Below are 25,087 nucleotides of genomic sequence, written 5' to 3' on the forward strand. Positions count from 1 at the left end.
CTGATTCTCCTCAGCCGTCATCCAGGTTCGACAAGTCCACCAGGCCGCCAGTTTGGGACAACCCAACCATTTCACTAGCTTTTTGCTCGTCTTGCTGCGTCGTCGCGATGCCTTCCTGGATCAGTTTGCTAAGCGTGGCCGGGAAAGACTGCGCGAGTGCTTCTGTCGTTGCCTGGGGGATCCGGCGGACGTCGTACCACCAATCGAGATGCAGTGAGCCGCTGTATCGATAGGCCCGAAGTTCAATAGCATGACCCATTCCGGGGATCGGTTGTCGCACCGGAAGCGTCATATCCGAGTCGGACTGTACCGGAGCATCGACCGACGGCGGATCAGGGACTACACCCACGTACCGGAAGTGGATGTCAGGCGTGCGCTGCGTACTGAGCACGCGTCCGGTCGGTGCGCACATATACCGCAGCAGCCCGTATCCAATTCCGTAGTGCGGAACGGATTTAAGAGTGTTGTGAATAGCGTCTAGCTGCACAAGCGCGCCCTGGCCCTTTGCGCAGGTCAGCGGAACTGGATAGTAGTTAGTGAACCAGCCGATCGTTCTACGCACGTCGACGTCCGGCCGCAGCACCGAGCGGCCTTCGCCCTCAAGCTCTATGGCGACCACACCATCACCGACTGTCTGGGCAATTGTGCGACCAAGCGCGGCCAACATGATCACCTGAATCGACCGCCGGAATCTGCGCCGGGCATCATCCAGCTCGGATGTCTGTTCGACGCTTAATATGCACGACACCTTGGTCAGATCGTCGGGGCCGGGAGGTTGAGTGCCATCTGTATTGGTCGAGGCATCGGCCAACCACAAATTCACCTTGTTCGAATTCTCAATCCAGAAGGAGCGAGTATCGAGAGCTGCCGGATGCGTAGCGAGGGCTGCACAGCGCAACGACCATTCTCGCCACCCGGTGGTGACCGGTTCCAGAGTGATCTCCTCGCCGGCCAGTCGTTGCCCAAATGCAGTGATGATGTCGGTGTTCAGAATTCGGTACGATGTGTCGTCGATGGCGATATGGTGCACAGCAAGACCGAGGTAGTGCGAACCACCGTGGGCGGTAGTGATCTGTACCGCGGTCATCAGCTCGTTAGAATCACTTTGACCAGCAAGGAGTTCAGCCAGGATTCCAGACACCGCGGCTCGTTCCTCTGCACTGCCGGCAGCTACACCATCGGGAAGCGACTGAATCGAGAGCCGGGTGAATTCTCCGGTTGCCGCGATATGCTGCTCCCACATTCCGTCGTTCTCAACGAGGTTGAGACGTAACGCCTCGTGATGGTTGACCACCGCGGTCAACACGGCTCGAATGTCATCTGACCCTATCCCGGGGTCTAACCGCAGGATCAGCGGGACACTCCAGCGACCACTGTCGCGCAATCCCCGCTCAAGGAAGTAAGCGATGTTCGGTGGAACCGCCGGATGTGCTTCAGCCTCCGGCGGTTTCGCCAACCCGCTCGATGCAAATAAAGCATCGACGGCTGCCGTTAACGAGGCCAGAGTCGGATGTTCATACATATCTTGCGGTGTGATGGTCAAACCTTCGTTGGCCGCGGCCATCGAGATACTGATCGCCATCAGGGAATCGCCGCCGAGATCAAAGAAATTAGCGTTACGATCGACCGAGCTGACACCTAAACACTGTGACCAGATACGCTGCAATGTGGCCTCAGTCTGTGACTCCCCGTTAGGCGCCCCATCACCGGTGGTGGAGCCAGCCGCTGAGTCGCTGCATACGCCGAGAGCTTGCGTCCAAACCGTGTGATTGGGTTCCACCCAATGTCGCTGGCGGGCAAACGGATAGCCAGGCAAGGAAACGAGATGCGGCCTAGTTGAACGCCGCGATGTCCAGTCGACCTCGATTCCAGCCGACCAAAGTTCGCCCAGCGCACGCAGGAAAGTATCGCGGTCATCGGTGTTCTGAAGCGGGTGACGCATGAGCCGAACGGTGCGATGCCCACTTGACCACTTCGGTTGACGCATCGCCGAACCGGTCAGGCTGCCACCGGGACCGACCTCGACCAGGACTCGACCTGGTTGCGACAGCACCACATCAAGCTCGTCGGCGAAGCGGATCGTGGAACTTATCTGACGTGCCCAACTTTCAGGATCGGTGACCTGCTGTTCAGACATCCAGGTTCCAGTGAGGTTGCTCAACAGTGGCGTGCACGGAACATGGAGCTGTTGACGGGACAGGAATTCGGAAAATTCTCCCAGCATGGGATCCATCGAGCTGGTATGGAACGCATGAGTGGCGCGGACTCGCCGGACAGGTATCTCCGCCTCGTTAAGACGTTGGCTGAACGCGCGAATCTGGTCTTTGGGGCCGGCGACCACGCAGTTACTGGGATCGTTCACGGCGGACAGCTCGACACCCTTGACCGCATACTCTGTTAGGTACTCGGTGATGTTGTCGGGACCCAGCGCCACCGCAATCATGGCCCCCGGCGGCGACTCGCGCATCAAGCGAGCACGCAACGACACTGTTTTGATCGCCGTCTCGAGGTCGAATACCCCAGCCAAGGTGGCTGCGATATATTCGCCGGTGCTGTATCCGATGTATGCTCCGGCACTTACACCGTAACTGTTAACCAACTTCGCCAGTGCATATTCCACCGTGAACAGCGCCGGTTGCGAGCGGTCGATGCGCTCCAAATCCGTTGTAGTGCCGTTGAATATCACCGAGTGCAAGTCCAGGCCGCCCATCGCTTCGCGGAATCCGGCAGCGCAGGTGTCGAAGTGTTCGGCGAAGACGGACTCGGTGTCGTAGAGTCCTTTAGCCATTTCGACATGCTGAGCACCCTGCCCAGGAAACAGGAAAACGACGCGGTCTGATCCCAAGGCAATAGTTGTGACAGTGTCGGCGGCACCTCGCTCAGCATCGGCACCGGATTCGCCAACGAAAACATTGTCGTGCTCGGCCGCTCGCAGAACCGTGACCGCATGCTCTCGGTCATGAACGACCGCGGCCATCGTGATCCTGTGCTTGCGGCGCCCGGCCAACGTATAAGCGACATCGGACAGGTCCGGGCCGCTTGACTTTTCCAACACCGCGGCCAGGGCGGCCCGTGATTGGCCAAGCGCCGCGGCGGTTTGTGCCGACAACAGGATCACCTGGGGTACGGTTGGCGTGATAGTGACAGATTCCTCTACTGGTGCTTCTTCCAAGACGACGTGGACGTTGGTACCACCGACCCCAAACGAGCTGACCCCGGCCCGACGCACGCCGTCCCACTCCCATGGGCCGTACTTGCTTTGCACGACGAATGTAGTTTGATCCAGACGTAGTTCCGGATTCGGACTGGTGTAGTGCAGCGTCGCAGGAATAGCTTTGTTCTTCAGACACAGAATCGTTTTGACCAGACTCGCAATTCCAGCAGCGACCTCCAAGTGACCGATGTTCGATTTGACTGAACCCAGCACACATGGGCCCGGGCGGGGTGTCTGCGACACTTCGAATGCCGTTTTGAGCCCTTGGATTTCGATGGGGTCACCGAGTGGGGTGCCGGTTCCATGGGTCTCGACATAGCTTACGGTCGACGAATCGACGCCGGCAACCGCATGGGCTTCCGCGATGACATCTGCTTGAGCGGCCGGATTAGGCGCTGCATAACCCATTTTCATGGATCCATCGTTGTTGATCGCCGACCCGCGGATAACAGCGTGAATTCGGTCGCCCGCATCGATGGCGGCCTGCAACGGCTTGAGCGCCACTAACGCAACACCGCTGCCGAAGACGGTGCCGTCGGCTCGCACGTCGAAGGGCCGACAGTGGCCGACAGCCGACACCATTGATCCGGGCGAGTTCCAATAACCGACACGGTGCGGGATGCACAGCGACGATCCTCCGGCCAGTGCCATATCGCACTCGCCGGACAGCAGGCTCAGACAGGCCAAGTGCAGCGCGACGAGCGACGACGAACACGCCGTTTGTACCGCGATGCTCGGGCCCCGCAGATTGAACGCGTGCGAGATTCGGGTTGCTAGAAAGTCTTTGTCATTCTGTAGGAACAGACTAAACTGGTCAAAGTTGAGTCCCTCAGCCAAGACGGTGTGGGGGTCACGATGCGACAGCAGGTTGTGCAGAAGATAGCCACTGGGAGAGCTGGTTCCGTATACACCGATCGAGCCGTCGAACTGCGCGGGGTCACAGCCTGCATCCTCTAGCGCATGCCAGGCGCACTGCAGGAACAGCCGGTGTTGTGGATCTAGTACTTGCGCGGCCAATGGCGGTAGCCCGAAGAAATCGGCGTCGAACTCGTCGATCCCGTCGAGTAACGGCGCGCGACGTACGTACGCCGGGTCAGCCAGTGTTTTGTCGCTGACCCCGTTGTCGCGCAGCTCTTGCTCAGACAGGGTAACGATTGATTCTTTGCCACGCCGAAGGTTAGTCCAGAACGCTGACACATCGTTGGCGCCCGGAAATTTGCCGGCCATGCCGACCACCGCAATCGCGTTGTCGAGGGTGCTCACTGGTTCCATCCTCCCTGTACGTCAAGTCTAGGTCGACGCCGCATCGCAGCTCCATGCCGCGCTGCCGCACGCTGGTGCGCGCGGTCGCGAACAGTGTCGGTGTTCTCAAGCTCCTGTTCTGAGCCCGCTAACCCAAGCTGACGCACAAGATCGGCCGTCAGATCTAGCAGAGACGCACCTTGCAAAATCAATGTCACCGGTGGCTCCACGCCGAAGTCCGCCCGTGCGCCGTTGCGAATCCGCACCGCCATCAAGGAATCCAGTCCCAGCTCGGTCAACGGGACAGCAGGATCGACCGTTGATTGGTCAGTGTAGCCCATCACCGCCGCAATACGCGCGCACATCCGCTCGGCCACCACACGCTGAGCTTCCGCCGGATCAAGACCAGTAAGCGCATCAGGTCCAACCCAATCGCCCAGGGCGCCCCCCGCGTCCAACTGCTCAACCACCCAGCTGAAGTAGCTGATACTGCGCATCTCTGGGAATGCAACCAGAGCCTTATCAGCACGTAACCGGGCAACGCCCGTACGAGTGCGACCAGAGGCCAACAACAAGTCGAGAGCCTCGAGGCCCTCTGCCGGCGTGATTGCATCAAGAACACTCCCTACCAAAGCTTGAGCGACGCCCACGTCTGACCAGGGGCCCCAGTTGATCACTGCTGCCGGCAGACTGGATGCCTTGCGCCACGTGACTAAAGCGTCAAGCCATGCGCTGGCACATGCGTATGCTGCTTGCCCGGGTGAGCCCAAGAGGGAAGCAACAGAGGAAAACCCTAGCCACCAGTCAAGCTCACAGCTAGCGCTAGCCTGGTGCATTCGCAGCGCACCGGTGGCCTTGGGCTCCCACACCCGCTCCAGATTTTCTCTAGTCATAGTGGACACCAGACTGTCTTCGATGACCGCCGCACCGTGCACGATGCCACGCAACTGACCACCTGCTCGTCCTGCCGCCTCGACCAGACGTTCGGCCACACCTGGTAACGCCACATTGCCGCGTACCAGCACGATTTCGGCTCGAACTTCCAACTCAGCCAGGATTTTGCGCTGCTCCTCATCTGCGTCGCTGCGGCCACCCAAGACCACCCGGCTGGCGCCGCGATCTACCAACCATCTGGCAACAACCAGACCAAGGCCGCCGAGGCCACCCGTGATGACGTATGCCGCTCCAGGACGAACCACCGGATTATCTTTGCTGGCATCGCATGTGGCCTTGCACAGCCGCTCGACAAATCTGCGTTCACCCCGCCACACGATCACATCATCGACATCGGATTCGCTCACAGAACTGTGCAGTTCTGTGGTTAGCGCGGCGATCCGGTCTTGCCTGGCTTGCCTGGCATCCAGATCGAGCAGGGTGGCACGCAGGTCCGGATGCTCTAGGGCCAGCACCCGCACCAGACCCTTCAAGGCGGCCGTCGCGGGGGTTCCCGGCTCGTCGTCCTGAACGGAAAGACCACCAACAGCGATCAACCACAGCCGTGGCGATCGACCGTGCCACGTGCCGACGATCGCACGAACAACAGTCGAGATCGACCATACCGAATCCCGCGCTTGCACCAGCCCGTCGTCTAGTCCGGTTGCAGCACTGCCGACGAAGATGACCACGCCAACGGGTGGGTACTCTGGATCGCCCGTTGTCTCCGCGAATGCGGCGAGCATCGCCGATTCGTTGTGGAGGTTGGCGGTATGCACCCGCCGCATCGGTGAGCACCACCCTGCGATGAATTCGTCCGCCAGGGATTTGGCCGAGTTTTCCAAGTCAGTCAGTACCAACCAACTTGCGCGCGCCACCTCAATAGCCGACTCCGAAGTCACGGGTATCAAGAGCGGGCTTTCGACCCACTCGGTGTCGAAGATCTTCTGCGCCAACGGCAATGGTACCGCACGGCGTTCGACACGTCGCAAATAGATACCATCTACTTCGGCTACTAAATAACCGTCGTCATCGATCAAGACGATCTTGCCTAACTTGCCGGCGCTGCTGTCGAGATTGGTCAGGCGTGCCCTACACCGAACGTGCCGACCGCTGTCGCGGTATACCCGGATAGTCTCGAACGACACCGGCAGGTATATAACTTCCGCTGACCCTGCTGCCTCGCCATCGGGTATTGCAGCGCCGACGCTTTGCAGGGCAGCATCCAACACAACGGGGTGGAGTCGATATTCGTGATGCCAGGGCACCTCGTCGGAAACAGTGATCTCAGTTTCCGCAGAACCATCGGGCAGCCGAGTTATCCGGGTCAATGCCGCAAACACCGGGCCATGGTGTTGGCCGGTCTGCCGTAGCACGGCGTAGAAGTCGGCTGGCGACACGGTTACCCCGTTCGTAGAACCGGATGTTCGCTGGTACGGCTGCGCAACATGGTGAGGTACATACTCAACCTGGGCCGTGGCATGCCGAAAGAAATCACCGTGAAATGAGCGAGAATAGACCTCGACCCGAATCTTGCTGTCCCCGTGACGACTCAACTGCGTCGTGAGCGGTGTGTGGTTGTCGAGAGGAAGCATCTGCTCGACCTCGAACTGGTTGATCACAATGTTGGCCCCAAAGGCGTGGGCGGGTATACCGAGCGCTTCGTTGGCCGCCGCCAAAGCGATCTCTGCAAACGCGGCGGCCGGCATGATGGGGTGGCCGAACACCTTGTGGTCAGCTAGCCAGGGACATACGCCGGTTCCGACATCAGCCTGCCAAACGTGGTCTCTGCTGCCGGGCACCTCGATGTGCACACCGAGCAGTGGATGGATCGTTGCCAGCTCCGACATCGCTGATCGATCTGCAACCCAGAATCGCGAGTGCTGCCACGGTGTGGATGGTAAGTCCACCAGTCGACCGTTAGCGTTGTCCGACTCGGTCACCCCGACGACGGCTAGTTGGGCGTGGAAGAACAGGGTCTGGTCAAGATCGCGGTTCATCGCCGATGTGACGATATGACCGCCGATCCCGCCGACGGTGTCGGTGATGGCGTGTGTGAGCACAGGGTGCGGACTGATCTCAATGAAAGAATGGCAGGCACGATTCGACCCACCGACACCACTAACAGCCTGCGCAATAGCCTGGTGAAATCGCACCGGGTTGCGCAGGTTAGCTGCCCAATAGTCGGCGTCCATCACCGCCTGGGTATTCTCGTGAGTGGTGCTGATAATCGGGATGCTCAGCGTGTGCGGAACTAAATCCGCCAGCGCACTACGCAACTCAGGGAGAATCGGATCGATGATCGAATGGTGCGAGGCCACCTCAACATCGACGCGGCGCGCTAAACGGTTCTGCGCCCCCACCGTCGAGATAACCGCATCCACCGACTCCGGCGGCCCGGCAATCACCGATTGGCACGGCGAAGCGTACACCGCCAACGTCACCTGGGGATACCCAGCAATCAACGACTCGGTTGCATCGGCGTCCAACTCGAGCAGCGCCATCGCGCCCTGGCCCGACAGCCGGGCCATCAGCCGAGACCGGGTAACGATCACCCGCAAGCCTTGTTCAGGCGTCAACGCGCCGGCTACCACCGCCGCGGACACTTCACCCATCGAGTGTCCGATCACAGCATCCGGCGTCACCCCGTAGAAACGCCATAACTCAGTGAGCGCCAACTGCATCCCCACCAGCACCGGCTGAATACGTTCGATACCTACCACCTCGTCGCCGTCGGCAAGTGTCTGCTGCAGCGAAAAACCGGTCTGAGCAACGAATATAGGCTCCAATTCAGCGACTGCCTTGGCGAACGCCGGCTCATCGACCAGTAGCTGCCTGCCCATCCCGGCCCACTGCGAGCCCTGGCCCGAATACACAAAAACACGGCCGGCTTCAGCGGCCTGCTGATCGCAACCTACCACTCCCACTCGTGGCTGTCCGGACGCCAGCGCTCGTAACCCCGCGACGGCCTCTGCGTGGTCACGCGCAAGCACAGTAGCGAACTTGGGGTGCCGGACTCGGTGCTGACTCAGCGTGTACGCTACGTCGGCGAGCGGCGCCGCCGCGCCCGGCCCCGACATCCAGTCGGCCAACGCAGCGGCCGCCGACGCCACCCGTATAGCTGTTTTTCCCGACACCACCAAAGCCGAAACATGCGGCTTCCCAACGGCTGTTGGCGCGGTCATGTCTGGCGCCTGCTCGATAACCACATGCGCATTGGTTCCGCTTAGACCAAACGACGACACCGCTCCGCGACGCGGACCCGGAACTGCCGGCCACGGTGCATTCTCGGTGGGTACAAACAGCCGGGTCGCAGATGCATCAATAGCCGGATTCCATCGGGTGAAATGCAAATTACGCGGAATGTGTCCGCGCTGCACCGCCAGCACAGTCTTGATGAATCCGGCTACCCCGGCGGCAGCCTCCAAGTGACCTATATTGGTCTTGACCGACCCCAAAGCGCACGAGCCTTCGCCACGACCATAGGTGGCAGACAGAGATTCGAACTCGATTGGGTCCCCTAACACCGTTCCGGTGCCATGTGTTTCGACATAGTTCACGCTGTCGGGAGTGACATCCGCGAGCCGCAAAGCTGTCGTAATCACGTCGCGCTGCGCCAGTGCGTTGGGCGCGGTCATACCGTTGGATCGACCGTCTTGATTGGTCGCCGAACCGCGGACCACAGCCAGCACACGATCCTGGTCTCGCAGCGCATCGGCTAGCCGTTTGAGCACAACGACTCCACAGCCCTCGCCACGCACGAATCCATCCGCGTTGGCGTCGAAGCTATTGCACCGTCCGGTCGGTGATAGCGCAGACCACTTGGACAACGCGATGGCGGTGAAAGGCGACAAGGTTAGCTGCACACCGCCAGCTAGTGCCACGTCGCTTTCACGCAGCCGTAGGCTCTGACATGCCAGGTGGATTGCCACCAATGATGACGAGCACGCGGTGTCCACGGCGACCGCCGGACCACGCAATCCTAACAAATACGAGATTCGTCCCACTGCCGCACAGTGCGGAGTTCCGGTGCTTAGATAGGCATCGATGTCGGCTCTGCGCTCGATGTTAACGATCGTATAATCCCACGAAGACAGCCCCATCATCACCGCGGTTCGGGTGCCGCTCAGTGAATCCGGTATAATTCCGGCGTGCTCAATGGATTCCCAGGCAACCTCGAGCAGTATTCGATGCTGCGGATCCATCGCCACAGCTTCGCGAGGTGTGATGCCGAAAAAATCGGCGTCGAAAGCGTCGACATCAGAAACGAAACCGCCCCATTTCGTCGTCATCCGCCCCGACACCGACGGGTCGAGATCGTAGAATGCGTTCGCATCCCAGCGATCCGGCGGGATCTCGCTGATCGCATCCCTGCCGTCGACCAACAGCTGCCAAAAGCTATCCGGCCCAGTCACATTCCCCGGGAAACGGCATCCAATGCCTACCACCGCGACTGACTCTGAAATGTCGGTCGGGAAAGCGGTCCCAGCCCGGACAAGTTCGCGCGCCAAAGCCGCGCGCGCGTTCGGCGATAGTTGCGCCGCGCGCTCCGCTAAGCTCGTCATGACTCGCCTTTCGTTGCGCCATCCGATGACGTCACGGCCAGCTCGCTGGCCTCGACCAGATCAGAGAGCAGGTCCATCTCCTCTTTGGACAGTTCCGAGTCCGTGTCGGTAGCCTCCTGCACCTCGGCCGGTAGCGCATAATCCATTCGTTCACATAATGCAGCCGCGAGGTCGGTAATTGTCGGATATGCCCATACCAGCGCAACAGGCAACGTGATGCCTAGACTGGCTTCCAACCGGTTTCGCAATTCCAGTCCCATCAGGGAGTCCAGTCCCAGCATCTCCAGCGGTAAGTCGTGGTCAATTGGATCGTTCGAACGCAGTACCCCACGGATCTCGTGGGCAATCGCCGATGCGAGGCATCCCGGGCGTTCGGCCGCGTCGAGAGCGTTCAGTTGTGCACGGATCTTGCCTCCACCGCGCCGCCCTCCGTTTTTCAGGGTTGCTGTGTAATGCAAGTTGGCGAACAACGACGACCCCGCGACGGCCGGGAAGGATTGGAACCACTGCCGCGCGTCGAGGCTGAACACACCGGTTTGCGCGCGATCAGCGGCAAGCACTGTCTGCATCGCGGCTAGCCCCTGCTCGGCGGTGAGCAGCGAAACACCGAGATCAGCGAAGAACTGGGCTCGCCCTACCTCAGCCCATGGACCCCAGTTGATTCCGATGGCGGGCAGTCCAAGCGAGCGTCGATAGGCAACGAGACCATCGACCCATGAGTTTGCGGCGGCGTACGCACCCTGCCCAGGAGTACCGAGCAGCGAGGAGGCAGAGGAGAAGGTCAGCCACCAGTCGACGTCGAGCGCAGCGGTGGCCTGATGTAGCAGCCAGCTTCCGGTCACTTTGGGCGCAAACACCCGCCTCGCGGCGGAATCCGTCATATGCAGCACGATCTCGTCGGCGAGAACCATGGCACTGTGTAGGACTCCTGCTAACCGGAAGCCGGCGCTTTGGACCGCGTGCACTAGCCGTTCTGCTGTGCCGGATTCGGAGATATCACCGGTGACCACTTCAATCCGGTGACCCGCGGCGGTAAGGTCCGCAATGGCGGCCATAACACCATCGCTGGGAGTCGAACGTCCGTTCAGGACAATCAATCCTGCGCCTTGCTCGGCCAGCCACCGCGCGACGACGAAACCGAGACCACCCATACCGCCGACAATCAGATAACCGCCATCTTGGCTGACCAACGGAACGGGGGGCGGGGACGCGATAGCATCGATGTTGCCCTCGTGCGGTATTGATATGACGATCTTGCCGGTGTGCTTACCGGAAGCCATGAGACGAAATGCGTCGACCGCATTGTGCAGGTTAAATTCGGTTATTGGAAGCACTTGTAGTCTGCCATCGACGACGTGTGCCAAAATATGTTGCAATAGTTTACGATACCGCGCTGGCTGCAGTTTCAAATTCAGGTCAAGGTCTACCACGGAGAAGGACACGCTTTTCGCCAGCGCAGCCAAGCCCAGAGTGGCATCGGCATAGACATCTTTCTTGCCGATTTCGATGAACCTGCCGCCGGGAGCAAGTACCTGTACGCCACGCTTAATCGCTTCTCCTGTCAACGAATTAAGAACGACATCGACACCGTAGTTATCCGTGAGCTCGAGTATCTCGTCGACGAAGTCCACGCTTCGCGAGTCGCCGACGTACTCGACACCGAGTTCGGACAGCATTTGCCGCTTGGAATCCGAGCCAGCCGTTGTGTAAATGCGTGCACCAATCATCTTGGCGATCGAAACCGCCGCCATGCCAACTCCGCCAGTGGCGGAATGGATCAGTACGCGTTCGCCGGAGGACAGCCGTCCAACCTCGCACAGACAGTGCCAGGCGGTGAGATACGCAACACCGAACGTGGCCGCCTCATGATCGAGCAGAGTGTCGGGAATTGGGATGATGAGATCAGCAATCGTCCCCAAGTGTGTTCCGAATGTGCCTGGTCCAAAGGCAATAACCCGCTGCCCAATCTCGACAGAATCAACGTCGTCACCGATAGCAGTCACATAGCCGACACACTCACCACCGATCACCGGTGCAGCCCCGTCGAGTCCAGGATAAACGCCCATAGCTTTGAGCACATCGCTGAAGTTGAGGCCCGCGGCGACGACACGAACCTCGACCTGATTGCCTTGCGGTTTACCTCGCTTGACCTGGTGCACCGTCAATGTGTCCAGTCGTCCCGGTTGATCGATCTGCAGCTGGACCGCACTCAAGCCGTCCAATTCTACGACCGTGCGGCGAGTTTCGCCAGCCAGTTCACCCTTCGGTGTTATAGGCGCCGGCACCAACCGGTTGACGTAGCGTTGTCCGTCTCGGTAGGCCACCTCGTCGTCGTGTGAACAGGCCAGCAGCTCCTCGGTCAGGCCGGTAAGTGAGCCGGTGCCATCGGGTTCAATATCCAGCAGCGTCGCCTTGAGTTCCGAATGCTCGAATGTCAGCACCCGGACGATTCCACGTAGCTCAGTTTGTGCCAACGTGACTGACTCGCCTACGTCGAGCTGCTGCGCTCCTCGGGTGACGATCCATAGCCGTGGACTCTTGCGAGCACCCATTCGCGTCACTACCTGAACCACGCCGGCGATCTGGAGTGTGCGCGTCTGCGCTAATTCCAGTTGAGCATGATCGGGCAGCGACTCATCGCTTGCTCGTGGCGGACACACCACGACGATGTCACCCCAGCGTATATCGGTTCGGGTGATTGCCGCCTGTAGCTTCGCTTCATCGTCAACGGAAACGAGCTCAACTTCTTCCCCATTTTCGTTCACGCGGTCGCGCAACGACGACTGCAGCGCGGACAACAGTGGATCGCCCACGGTGACGTCACCGATCAACAACAGACCACCCTGCGTCGACGGTCTCGAGGCCGCCTTGTCCAGCGGTGCAAGCTCCCACTCCAACGCGAATAGGTGTTCGGTGAGTTCTGTTGCGCCGCTGTCGGCCCCGAGCACTGCCATCTGGACTTCGTCGATAACGAGTAGCGGTTGCCCGTCCGGATCAGCCAGGACGACTTCGCCGACCAGCCGACCCGAGCCCTCGGTTGCGGTCAGCGACCCGACTGCGCAAATACCGCGGGTGATATCACCGTACACATGCACGCCAGCGAAACGTACTGGAAGCACCAATGTTGCTCGAGCGCTCTGTCCCCCAGCCAAATCGGTCGCCATCCGGGTAGCACCCAATGTTTGCAACGCAATATCCATCATCACCGGGTGTAATAAGAAGTCACGGGAACCCATTCTGGCCGACGAAGGCAATCGGACCTCAGCGTGGGCGACACCGGATTCTGAGACCGCAAGCCCGACGATTCCTTGAAACGCCGGACCATGCTGTTGGCCGGCGCCGCGCAACCGCTGATACAAGTCGCCAGGATCCAGTTCGTTCATAACATCAGCCGGGGTTGCTATACGCTTTTGGCGATCCGAGGACTGCACTGGCTCAGCATGCCCAACAGTGGCGGTGGCATGGGTGGTCCAACCCGAAGCGTCACTGCGAGTCCTAATTTCGACCCGGCACTGCTGCTCATCGCCAGTGAGCGTGGTGACGAGAACAGTGTTTTCGGTCACGTGCAAAACCTGATGAAGATCAAGCTCGCAGATCATCCACTGCTGATCTTCTACGGTTTGCCCGTTTGGGAAAGTGTTCGTCGCAGCCGCCAGCACGACCTCGGCATAAGCCGAAGCCGGCAGTATACAGAGATCGTCGATAACATGATCTCCCAGCCACAGCAGATCAGGATCCAGTTTGCTTTCCCATACCCGAATACCATTGGTGGGGTCAGTAATACCGATGCCAAGCAGCGGGTGGGTGTCCGCCCTATGGTATGCCGCTGACGTGGCGCTGATCCAGTGACGTGTGTGTTGCCACGGAGTGGTGGGTAGCACGGGATGCGGTTCTGGGGGGTGGGGAGTTAGGGGCGGGCGACTAACGTACGTCGCGTTGAGATTGGTGTGGAACTCAAGGGTGTCGTGAGTGTCACGTTTCAGAGTGCCGATGCTCAGATAACCTGTACTGACAGCACTTTCGTCAGCTGTGCCGACGGCACTGCACACGACGTCGCAGATCGAATGAATAAGCAGTGGGTGTGCACTGATTTCGATGAAGGTGTGATAATCACCGCCGATGCCACTACTGGCGTGACTGATGGCCTGCTGAAAATGTACCGGGTTACGCATGTTGGTCACCCAGTGCTCGGCGTCGAAGATGGGAGTGCTGCCGAAGTCCTCGTATGTGGTGGAGATGATCGGGATGGTTGGTGGCCGCGGGGTGAGATCAGCTAATTCCGAACGCATCTGGGGTTGCAGAGAATCCATGGCCGGGTTATGCGGAGCCACCTCGATGTTGATTCGGGTGGCGAAACCTCCCTGCTGGCGCACCTTGTCAATCAGAGCATCAATGATGGCCGTCGGCCCGGCAATCACGGTTTGGCGCGGAGAAGCATAGATTCCCAAGCTCACCTGCGGGTAGTCAGCGATCAACGCCTCAGTAGCTGTGGCGTCAAGCTCCAGCAACGCCATCGTGCCCTGCCCAGACAATGGCGCCATCAGCCGCGACCGGGTCGCAGTGACCTGTAACCCCTGGGCAGGAGTCAGCGCCCCAGCCACCACCGCGGCAGCCACTTCGCCCATCGAGTGACCGATCACCGCATCGGGCTCTACGCCATAAGAACGCCACAACTCGGTCAGCGCCAGCTGCATCCCCATCAATCCCAGCTGGATCTGTTCAATGCCGACAAGCTCTTTGCCGCTGGCGATTACCTCTTGCAGCGAAAAGCCTGCTTGTACAACGAATTCAAGCTCTAGTTGGGCGATCGCTTGGGCAAATGCCGGCTCGTCTGCCAACAGTTGGCGGCCCATTCCGGCCCACTGTGATCCTCGTCCCGAGTAGATGAACACAGTGCCTGGACCGACAACGCCGTCACGGGGGGCCACCACACCAGAGGCAGATTGACCTGCGGCCAACGCCCGCAACCCCGCCACCGCTTGGACCCGATCAACGGCCGCCACCGTACCGAACTTAGTGTGCCGGTCTCGATGATGGTTCAGGGTATGCGCAACATCAGCTACCGGAACCTCAGCACCGGGACCTTCCATCCAATCAGCCAATACCGACGCCGTCGCAGCCACACGCTGCACCGTCTTACCCGACACCACCAGTGTCGACACCACCGGAACAGGGCCCCGCTCTGGACCAGGTTCTGGCGTTCCCACCGGCTTCGGCGCCTGTTCGAGCACCACATGTGCATTCGTTCCACTGACACCGAACGACGACACCCCCGCCCGGCGAGGTCGACTGGTGGTTGGCCATTCAAGGCCTTCGGACGCAATGGTTAGTCGAGTTGCGGCCTCACTGACATGTGTTGTCAACCGATGGAAGTTGAGATGCGGCGGAATGTACCCACGTTGCACAGCCAACACCGCCTTGATAAACCCCGCGATCCCAGCTGCCGCTTCCAGATGGCCGAGGTTAGTCTTCACCGATCCGACCACCAACGGATCACTGTTCTTTCGATCGTTGAAAACCTTGCTCAGCGAATCGAGTTCGATCGGATCACCTAACGGCGTGCCTGTTCCATGAGCCTCGATGTAGTCAATGTCAGCAGCCGCCAACTTTGACGACGCCAACGCAGTACGGAGCAACTCTTGTTGTGCTGGCCCATTGGGAACGGTCACTCCGCTGCTGGCGCCGTCCTGGTTGACCGCAGAACCGCGCACCACAGCGAGGATGCGGTTGCTGTCACGCACCGCTTGATCCAACCGCTTTAGCACCACCACCCCGGCACCCTCGCCACGTACATACCCGTTAGCGGACACATCGAAGGTCTTGCATTGCCCTTCCGGCGATAGCATCCCCCAGCGCGAGCATGCGATGCTCGGTCCTGGGCTAAGTAGCAGATTGGTACCGCCAACCAACGCCGCATCGCTTTCCCGGCAGCGCAAACTCTGACACGCCAGGTGCACCGCCACCAACGACGACGAGCAAGCCGTGTCGATGACCACCGCCGGGCCACGCGCCCCGAGGATATAGGCCAACCTTCCAGCAGCGAAGTTCGCCGAATTTCCAGTTGGTATGTAGGCGTCGAGATCTTCGGGCCGCAACCGGCCTGCTAACGTGAGCATGTAATCATAGGCGGTAACACCGACGAATACCGATGTTTTAGTCCCGCGAATAGTGTGTGGCTGCACACCCGCGTCTTCCAAGGCTTCCCAGGCAACCTCAATCAACAATCGCTGTTGCGGATCCATTGCCGACGCTTCGCGCGGGGAGATCGAGAAAAACTCCGCATCGAACTCATCAGGATGCCAGCCGGTGAGAAAACCACCTTCGGCACTGCATATCGTGCCAGGCACGGTGTGATCGTCCGTGTAGTAGGCATCGGCATCCCATCGCTCGGAAGGAACCCGAACGATGCCACTTCGCCCATCGCACAACAGATCCCAGAACTGTTCGGGGTTATTGACCCCGCCCGGGAATCGGCATCCCATACCGATCACTGCGATCGGCATGGCGCTGGACTTTTCGGCGATTTCCAGACGTGCGGTAAGATCATCTATCTTGTGCAACGCCTCGGTGATGATCGCACGGCGATCAGGTGTCGTGGCGGTCATTGCGTTCCTCTTAGTCTTTTCGAAAGTTGTTCCAACAACTCGGCTTCGGTGAACTCGTCATATACGTCAGCCCTTGTCCGTTCAGATGTTGCTGCTGCTTGCAGGAACTCAGGCAGGCTAGCGACCAGATAGTCGGTAAGGCTGCACACAGTCGGGTAGTCAAAGACGACAGAAGCCGGCAAAAATTCTCCGAGACTATCCGATAAAGCTCGCTGCAGTGTCACGCTCATCAGCGAGTCCATGCCGAGTTGGAAGAAACCTGCCGATGGATCGAGTGTTTCGGTGGGAGGTATCCCCATCACTTTGGCAGCCAGAGCACTGACATGGTCGAACAACATGTCGTATCGGCGTTCTACCTGGCAGCTCCGTAGCACTTTGCGGAATTCACTTTCCTGCACCGGAGCTTCGCCCAACGTGGGCAGCAAATCATCGACCATGCGCAGCGCCCCGCGGGTCCGGTATGCGGCGGCCAACAAAGGCCAATCTGCCGCCACAACAACCGAATGCACTGGTGCATCCGGGTTCATCATCAGTGGCAGCGCGCTGATCGCCACTTCGTCAATCATGGGTTGCAGGCCGGATTCAGCACTCATCTGGGATACGTTTTGCTGCGCGTCAGCCAGCGATTTCCACAAACCCCAAGCCACGACGGTCGCCGGCAATCCTGCCAGCCGTCGGGCGTAGCCCAAAGTGTCTAGGAAGGCACTGGTCGCAGTGTAGTGCGCCAGCCACCGTGAGCCAATGAGACCTGAGATCGAGGAGAACAAAACAAAGTGCTTCACAGGCTGCTTCAACGATAAACGGTGCAACAGCGATGCGGCGTCCAGTTTGGGTCGGAACATCACGGCCACATCATCATCGGTCATGTCGCTCAGCAATACAGGCTGACCGGCAAAGGCGGCTAAGTATATCCCCTCCAACGGAGGCAGATCCACCCCGAACCGATCGAACAGGGTGGTCATCGCAGCAAGGTTGGTCGCGTCCGCGGCAACTGAGATGAGGTTCGTCCCGGTTGCGGCAAGGCTTTCGGTCAACTTCGCCAGCCGAGTGCCGGGATTACGGGACACAGTGACGATCGTCGTAGCTCCCATCGCAGCGAGCTGACGGATCAGGTGCGGTCCGATGTTTCCGGTGGCTCCGATGACAAGCTGACTGGTCGCTTGTCCCGAACTCAATTTTACCGTTGACACCGCGGACATGGTTCGCCTCTGTAGGCGCGGTGCGCGACGCACACCCGCTCGGTAGACAACCTGGTCCTCTCGGTCTTTTTCATCCTGGCCAACAACTTCATCCAATACGCACCGCGCGGCCAGCTCGGGAGGCACCGACCCATCGAGATCGACGACACCACCCCAAATTTCGGGATGCTCCAGCGCCAGTGTGCGACCGAAACCCCACAACACCGCGTGGGCGGGATTGGCGCGCTCACCCGCTGCGATAGGTTGAGCATTGCGAGTCACGACAACGAGCTTCGGTTTCGAAGTACCCGCGACCATCGCGGCAACCAACCGTCGCGCCGCATGAAATAGCTTATACCCAGGCTCCGGATCGACGGGATCGACAAATTCAGTCGATATCGGCGGTGCGTATAGCACGTTGTCGACACCCCGTAAAGCGTTGTGCAGTTCGTACAGCGTGCTCGCATCATGATCATGCTCAAGCACCGAGGGTGTCAGGAATTCAACCCGGGACGCAGGATTGGCCAACATAGTCAAGCGGACCAATTCGTCCGACAGTCCGGCGTCGGCTATCACCAGCCACGAGCCGCTGTCGGCCCGCGCCACACTAGGATCATTTGTCAGGGGACGAACCTGCCAGTCAAGCTGGTAGCTCCAGCCGTCGAACTCAGTGTTTCCGATTCCGGTCGCATGCGTCGCAGCCCTGTCGCGGTCGGGATGTTGCAACGCGCTAGTGCTTGCCAGTGGTGTAGCAATCCAGTGGCGGGTGTGTTGCCAAGGGGTGGTGGGGATAGCTACGTGTGGTTCTGCGGGATGAGGGGTGTGTGGCGGATAGGCGGTGTGGGCGGTATTGAGGTTGGTGTGGAAAGTGATGGCGTCATCGGTATCGCGTTGCAGGGTCCCGATGCTGGTGTACCGGGTGCCGTGCTGGACGCAGTGCAGGGTGTCGGTGACAGCCTGGGTTAGCAGCGGATGTGCGCTGATTTCGATAAAGGTGTGGTGGTGAGTTCCAGCGGTCATAATGGCCTGCTGGAAGTACACGGGGTTGCGCATGTTGACGGCCCAGTGCTCGGCATCGAACACCGGGCGCAAGCCGAAGTCCTCATACGTGGTGGAAAGGATCGGAATCGTCGGAGTCCGCGGGGCCAGATCGGCTAGCTCGGAACGCATCTGGGGTTGCAGTGCATCCATCGCCGGACTATGCGGGGCCACTTCGATATTGACCCGAGTAGCAAATCGATTCTGCGCGCGCACCTGATCGATCAACTGATCGATCTGTTCGGTGGGCCCCGTGACCACCGTTTGGCGCGGTGAGTTGTAAATCCCCAACGTCACCTGCGGGTAGTCAGCGATCAACGCCTCCGTCTCAGCCGCATCAAATTCAAGCAGAGCCATGCCGCCCTGCCCAGACAACGGGGCCATCAACCGCGACCGAGTGGCCGTCACTCGCAATCCTTCAGCCGGTGTGAGCGCCCCAGCCACCACAGCAGCGGCCACCTCGCCCATCGAATGCCCGATCACCAAGTCCGGTTGTACGTCGTAAGAACGCCACAATTCGGTCAGCGTCAACTGCATACCGATCAAGCCCAGCTGGATCTGCTCGATACCAACCAGCTCTTTGCCATTAGCGAGCACATCATGCAGCGAGAAGTTCGCATGGGCGACAAACACCGGTTCCAACTCGGCCACCGCAGCCGCGAAAGCCGGTTCATCGGACAACAATTGGCGCCCCATCCCCGCCCACTGCGAACCACGCCCCGAGTACACAAATGCTGTTCCCGGCCCCGGCATGTCATCCTGCGGCCCAACCACACCAGGCCCCTGCTTGCCGGCGGCCAACGCCCGCAATCCGGTCACCGCCTGGACCAGGTCACGAGCCACCACAGTGCCGAACTTGGCATGCCGCGACCGGTGATGGTTCAACGTGTGAGCCACATCGGCCAACGCCACCTCAGCACCGGGCCCCTCAACCCAATCGGCCAGCATCTTCGCCGTCGCTGCCACCCGCTGCGCCGTCTTACCAGTCACCACCAGCGTCGACAGTGCTGGATTCACCCCCAGCTCGGATGTGGGAGCCTCGTCCTGCCCCTGCTCAATCACCACATGTGCATTTGTCCCACCGAATCCGAACGACGACACACCGGCCCGCCGCGGATGCCCTGTGTATGGCCATTCTGTCTGGTTATCAACGACTTTCATCCGGAGCTCGGCAAAAGGAATGTGCGGGTTTGGGCTTTCAAAGCACTGATTCGGTGGAATTTGGCCACGCTGCACCGCCAGCACTGTCTTGATGAATCCCGCGATCCCAGCCGCAGCCTCGGTATGACCGAGGTTGGTCTTGATAGCACCGATGAGGAGCGGAGACCCCTCGGCACGTCCTCGGCCTAGTACCGCACCCAAAGCGCGCGCTTCGATCGGATCTCCCAACAGGGTTCCGGTCCCGTGAGTTTCGACGTAGTCGATGTCAGTCGGTTGTATTCCAGCGTTGGCGTACGCGGCACGCAACACCGCCATTTGTGCCGCCGGGTTGGGTGCCATCAGCCCGTTGGAGCGGCCGTCCTGATTGACCGCAGAACCTCGCACCACCGCCAGCACCGGGTCACCGTCACGAACAGCGTCAGTCAACCGCTTAAGCACCACCACTCCAGCGCCCTCACCGCGCACAAACCCGTCCGCCGCAGCATCAAACGCGCGGCAAACACCGGTCGGCGACAACGCCCCCACCTGGTCAAAACCGCGAAATACAGCCGGGGACAACAACAGATTTACGCCTGCCGCAATAGCCAGGTTGGAATCCGAAGTCCGCAGGCTTTGGCAGGCCAGATGGATCGCAACTAACGACGACGAGCACGCCGTGTCAACCGCTACCGATGGACCGCGCAGGTCGAGGAAATACGAGAGACGGTTCGCGATGATACTCATCGCGCCTCCTGTGTTGCTCCAGCCGTCCACTTGTGGAAGATCGGTAGAAGCGATAGCACCATATTCACTCAGGCATGATCCAGCAAATACGCCTGTCTGCGAACGACGCAGCGAGTTGGGCGAAATTCCCGCGTGCTCCAATGCCTCCCAAGCCACTTCCAGCAGCAGACGCTGCTGCGGATCCATTTTGTCGGCTTCACTAGGTGAGATCTCGAAGAATTCCGAGTCGAAGGCGTCGATGTCCTCCAGAAATGAGCCCCACCGCGTAGTACGGGCGAGTAGGGCCTTTACTTCCGGTGAGCCATCGTCAAAGAGCTCCCACCGGTCATTGGGGACCTGTGCTATCGAGGAACGACGGTCACACAGAAACTGCCACAACGCTTCTGGACCAAATATCCCCCCTGGGAAGCGACATCCCATCCCGATAACGGCGATCGGCTCCTCGAGTAAACTTCGGCCCGAGCGCCGCAGAACCGATTCCGATTCAGAGTCAGGGCCGGGAGCAGTAAGACATGCGGCAAGCGCATTGATCGTCGGGTGCTCCCAGAAGTCGATCGGGGATACGGGCTTGCCCAACAACTCTGTCAATTCCCCGGACAGCACGACTGCATCGCGGGAGCTCACGCCGAGGTCAGCCAGCGATAGATCACAGTCGACCTCATCCGGCATACAGCCGATATTCGTCACCAAGTAGTCGACCAGCCAGCGACGAAGGTCGGCTTCGCCACCAATGCTCGCCGTCATACCTTCACGTCCAGCCGTTTGAATCCGTCGCTGCGGTAACGTTCAACACAGGCTGAACGTCGGATTTTACCGCTTGTGGTAACCGGGATCGAGCCCGGTGACACCAGAACGAGGTCGGCCACATGCAGGTTATGTGACTTCGACACAGCAGAGGTGACTTCACGCTTCACTGAACGGACTTTGTGCATGTAATCTTCCGCAGATGCACCGCGCCGCTTAAATTCAATGATCGCCACCAGTTGCTCGGTGATGTCGTCCGACACAGCGATCGCCGCGACTCGGCCACCGGTGATCTCCTGGATCGTCGCCTCGATGTCGTCCGGATAGTGATTGCGGCCATCGACGATGAGCAGGTCTTTGATACGGCCCATAATGAACAATTCGCCGTCGGACATGACACCCAGATCCCCGGTCCGCAGCCACGGACCTTCTGGAGTGCCAGGCGCAGGGTTGACGATCTTTGCGTTAAACGTCCGCGCGGTCTGCTCAGGCTTCCGCCAATATCCCATGGCCACGTGGTCACCCTGTACCCAGATCTCCCCGACCGTTCCGGCCGGATTTTCGATCATAGTTTCCGGATCGACAATTCGCACAGCCGATGTATCAGGGGATCCATAGCTGATGAGTTCAGTTGCGATTCTCTCTTCAGCTCCGCAGGCCTTGGCCTGACTGGCTGTCAAGTACTCGTAGTCAAAACGGACCGCCTTAGGCGCGGTGCCGGGTTCCGGAGCCGCCACATACAGAGTCGCTTCCGCGAGCCCATATGAAGGTCGGACCACCGTAGGGTTGAGATTGAACCGAGCGAAGCGCTCGGTGAAACGCTTCACTGTTGCGACATGGATTCGTTCGCTGCCGCTGACGATTCCGAGCACAGCGCCGAGATCAAGTCCGGTCATGTCGTCATCAGACGTTCTGCGCACGACCAACTCGAAGGCAAAATTCGGTGCTGCAGAAAAACACGCTCCGGTAGTGGCAAGAAGTTGCATCCAGCAGGCGGGGCGCCGCAAAAATGACATCGGGCTTAGCAACACTGCGCTTCGTCCCACGACCATTGGCGCGCAAATACCAAGAATCAAGCCCATGTCGTGAAACAGAGGAAGCCATGACACTGCGGTCACGTTCGGAGTTTCTTTGGTATCACCAAAATAACCGTTCAGGCTTTGCATCACATTAGCGATAACGTTCTTGTGTGACACCATGACACCGGTCGGCGTGCGCGTCGACCCGGACGTGTACTGGAGATAAGCCGGTCCAGCGGAAGGCTGGGGGACCTCCGGCAGCGGGAACGAGGCATCCAAGTCAAGCATATCAACCTCAACGACTGATGGAGTATCCCACCCGTCTCGCTCACATGCATATTTCACCACGTCGCTAACCACGGATGAAGTCGTAAGAATAGCGACAGGTTGGGAATCCCGTAGCACTGCCGAAACGCGTTCGTCGTGAATGGCATACTGCGGTGTCGAAAGAGGGACTGCGATAAATCCTGCTTGCAGAGCTCCTAAGAATGCAATAACATATTCCAGTCCTTGTGGAGCCGAAATTGCCACTCGATCACCGGGCACGCCACATAATTTAAGTTCGTTAGCAACAATGCAAGCACGCATATAAACCTGCAACCACGTCAAGCTCTCAGCAAAGCCCTTCGGGTCTGACGCGTAGTCAACATATGTGTAAGCGGTAGTGTCAGCCTGCTGATCAGCCCGCTCTTTCAGCAAAGCAGGGACGGAAAAGTAGGTCATGACTATACCACCTTACCACTTTCCGTTCAGCTTGACAGCTCATTGGCGTGACCACGTTCATGATGTGCCCATACCTTAGTGAACCCCCGATTAATTCTAATCGCAATAACTCGACTTCCCGACGCTGGAAAACCGCGCGATCTGAGCTGACCAGGCTGCTCTCACTATTACATAACTCTGCTATCGGGGCACGTCTGCGTTCCTACTGAAACCCAATCCGCACAGTGTCAGATTACTGTCTCTTGACTAAAGTCTGTTTCCCTACGACTAGTACTGGCATGTACAGTAATCACCTCCCGAGACAGCTGCGTGCATTATTTGGAAAATCCATATACTCCCCAACGATCGACCACGTCGTCGATAGATACTCGAGTCTATCAGCTGGACCGATGGTCTCTAACCGCAATTTCTGCAGCTGTTGGTGTGACCTGTGGTACATCGGTGGACGTATGGCCGGCCGAGTGTGATTCGAGTTAGATCAAGAACCGGTAGCCAATCTTTAGGACTGATGCCCAGAATGTAACGAAATTCACACCTACCCCGACCGCACTGACCGTGGAGAGTGGCGAGTAGACAACAACTAGAGGTGCGACGCCGTCCGATCTGCGACCCTTAGACCTAACTAAGTTCGATTACACCATTCAAGCGTTTTGTCTTCTATATAACATACTAACTCTGACAAATTATTGTTGAGATAAAAATGGTCTCCAGAAAACACGTGGATTGCAAACTCTCCAGTCGTTCGCTCATGCCACGGTGTCATATCTTCTCGGGTCGCAATCCAATCCTTATCGCCAATGAACGCATAAATTGGACATGACACCGTCGTCTCTGTCGGGCAATCATAACCTGCAATAGCGCGGGCTGCCCGTAACGTAGGTAGCACCCCAACACGAAATTCTTCGTCCTCAAAGAAATCTGGATTCGTGCCGGTCATACGAGCGACCAAGTCCAGCATGTCGTTATCGGAAAAATCCTTGATTTGCTTGTACCTGATATGACCTGGAGCCGAACAAGCCGAGATAAACAGAGCAACGAGACGATACCCTGCCAATTGGAATCTTAACGCGACTTCGAAAGCCAGCATTCCGCCCATGCTGTGACCAAAAAAGGCGATTGGATTGCCTATCGGAGCCGACGGCTTCATCATCACAAAAATCTCGTCAGCGAGGGCGGGTATACTAGTAAGTGGCGGCAGGCCATATCCATCACGCTGCCCAGGGTACTGGACGGCGACCCGTTTTACTTCCGCTGAAAACTCTCGCGAGAATGGGACATAGTATGCCGCGTCTCCACCCGCATGTGGGAAAATATATAGCGTAGGGACAGTAGAACTTTCGCCACCTTGACCGTTATTCGAGTGCCCGTTCACCGCGCCAGCATACCCTGGCCCAAGAACGTGTGCCGACACCTCGAGCGCCAAAACAAGACGGCGGAGTCTTATTCTGAAAGCGCTACCAGACGCGTTGCCTTCGACGACATCCGATTTAGGTGACATCAGCTCGGCGCTCAGCGTAGCAGCAGGTTGCGACCGATAGCAGTTGTGGGGACCGCCGAATCCTACAACCACACCGGCCGTCCGGTGCCGACAAACAGCTATTCGGCAAGTAGGGCACGCTAGAGTAATTAACTACTTCACGATTCAACGCACTCTCGTCGAGTAAGCACCCACGACGACAACGAAAAGTCCCTGTCCGCGGCACTATGACATTGAACACGCAATCCTGTGCACCACTTTACATTTTGATACAGCATGTTAGGCCAATGTCGACGACAGGGATAAGCTTATACACATCTTGTTTGATCGCTGCTATTGCATCAACCGGCGTGAGATCCTGCCTTTGGCTGTTCTGGCCACGTTGCGGCTAGCCGGCACCATTAGGTCCACGTACTTGATCCCAGATATCGCGGACGATAGGGCTTGTTCATCGTTGGTGAGCAC

Annotated in this window: 6 protein-coding genes; all 6 read right to left on the reverse strand. The window is 58.9% G+C overall.

Annotated features, from left to right (window positions below; all coding sequences use genetic code 11):
- Positions 1-10: 10 nt before the first annotated feature.
- Positions 11-4,477: a type I polyketide synthase gene (locus MUBE_RS03430; RefSeq protein WP_116539525.1), complete on the reverse strand. Its 4,467-nt coding sequence runs from the start codon at positions 4,475-4,477 to the stop codon at positions 11-13.
- Positions 4,474-9,954 carry a type I polyketide synthase gene (locus MUBE_RS03435; protein WP_116539477.1) on the reverse strand — a complete coding sequence of 1,827 codons (5,481 nt, stop codon included), beginning with the start codon at positions 9,952-9,954 and terminating at the stop codon, positions 4,474-4,476. The genes MUBE_RS03430 and MUBE_RS03435 overlap by 4 nt, the downstream gene beginning before the upstream one ends.
- Positions 9,951-16,559: a type I polyketide synthase gene (locus MUBE_RS03440; RefSeq protein ID WP_116539478.1), complete on the reverse strand. Its 6,609-nt coding sequence runs from the start codon at positions 16,557-16,559 to the stop codon at positions 9,951-9,953. Before MUBE_RS03440 ends, MUBE_RS03435 begins: the two co-directional genes overlap by 4 nt.
- Positions 16,556-21,403 carry a type I polyketide synthase gene (locus MUBE_RS03445; protein ID WP_116539479.1) on the reverse strand — a complete coding sequence of 1,616 codons (4,848 nt, stop codon included), beginning with the start codon at positions 21,401-21,403 and terminating at the stop codon, positions 16,556-16,558. Before MUBE_RS03445 ends, MUBE_RS03440 begins: the two co-directional genes overlap by 4 nt.
- Positions 21,400-23,145 (reverse strand): long-chain-fatty-acid--AMP ligase FAAL26/FadD26, encoded by a 1,746-nt coding sequence (gene fadD26, locus MUBE_RS03450; protein ID WP_424399023.1) that lies wholly within the window; start codon positions 23,143-23,145, stop codon positions 21,400-21,402. Before fadD26 ends, MUBE_RS03445 begins: the two co-directional genes overlap by 4 nt.
- 622 nt (positions 23,146-23,767) lie before the next feature.
- Complete coding sequence (locus MUBE_RS03455) at positions 23,768-24,556, reverse strand: thioesterase II family protein (RefSeq protein WP_243632797.1); 789 nt, start codon at positions 24,554-24,556, stop codon at positions 23,768-23,770.
- Between the last annotated feature and the right edge of the window lie 531 nt (positions 24,557-25,087).

Source organism: Mycobacterium uberis, from assembly GCF_003408705.1.
GTDB classification, from domain to species: Bacteria; Actinomycetota; Actinomycetes; order Mycobacteriales; family Mycobacteriaceae; genus Mycobacterium; species Mycobacterium uberis.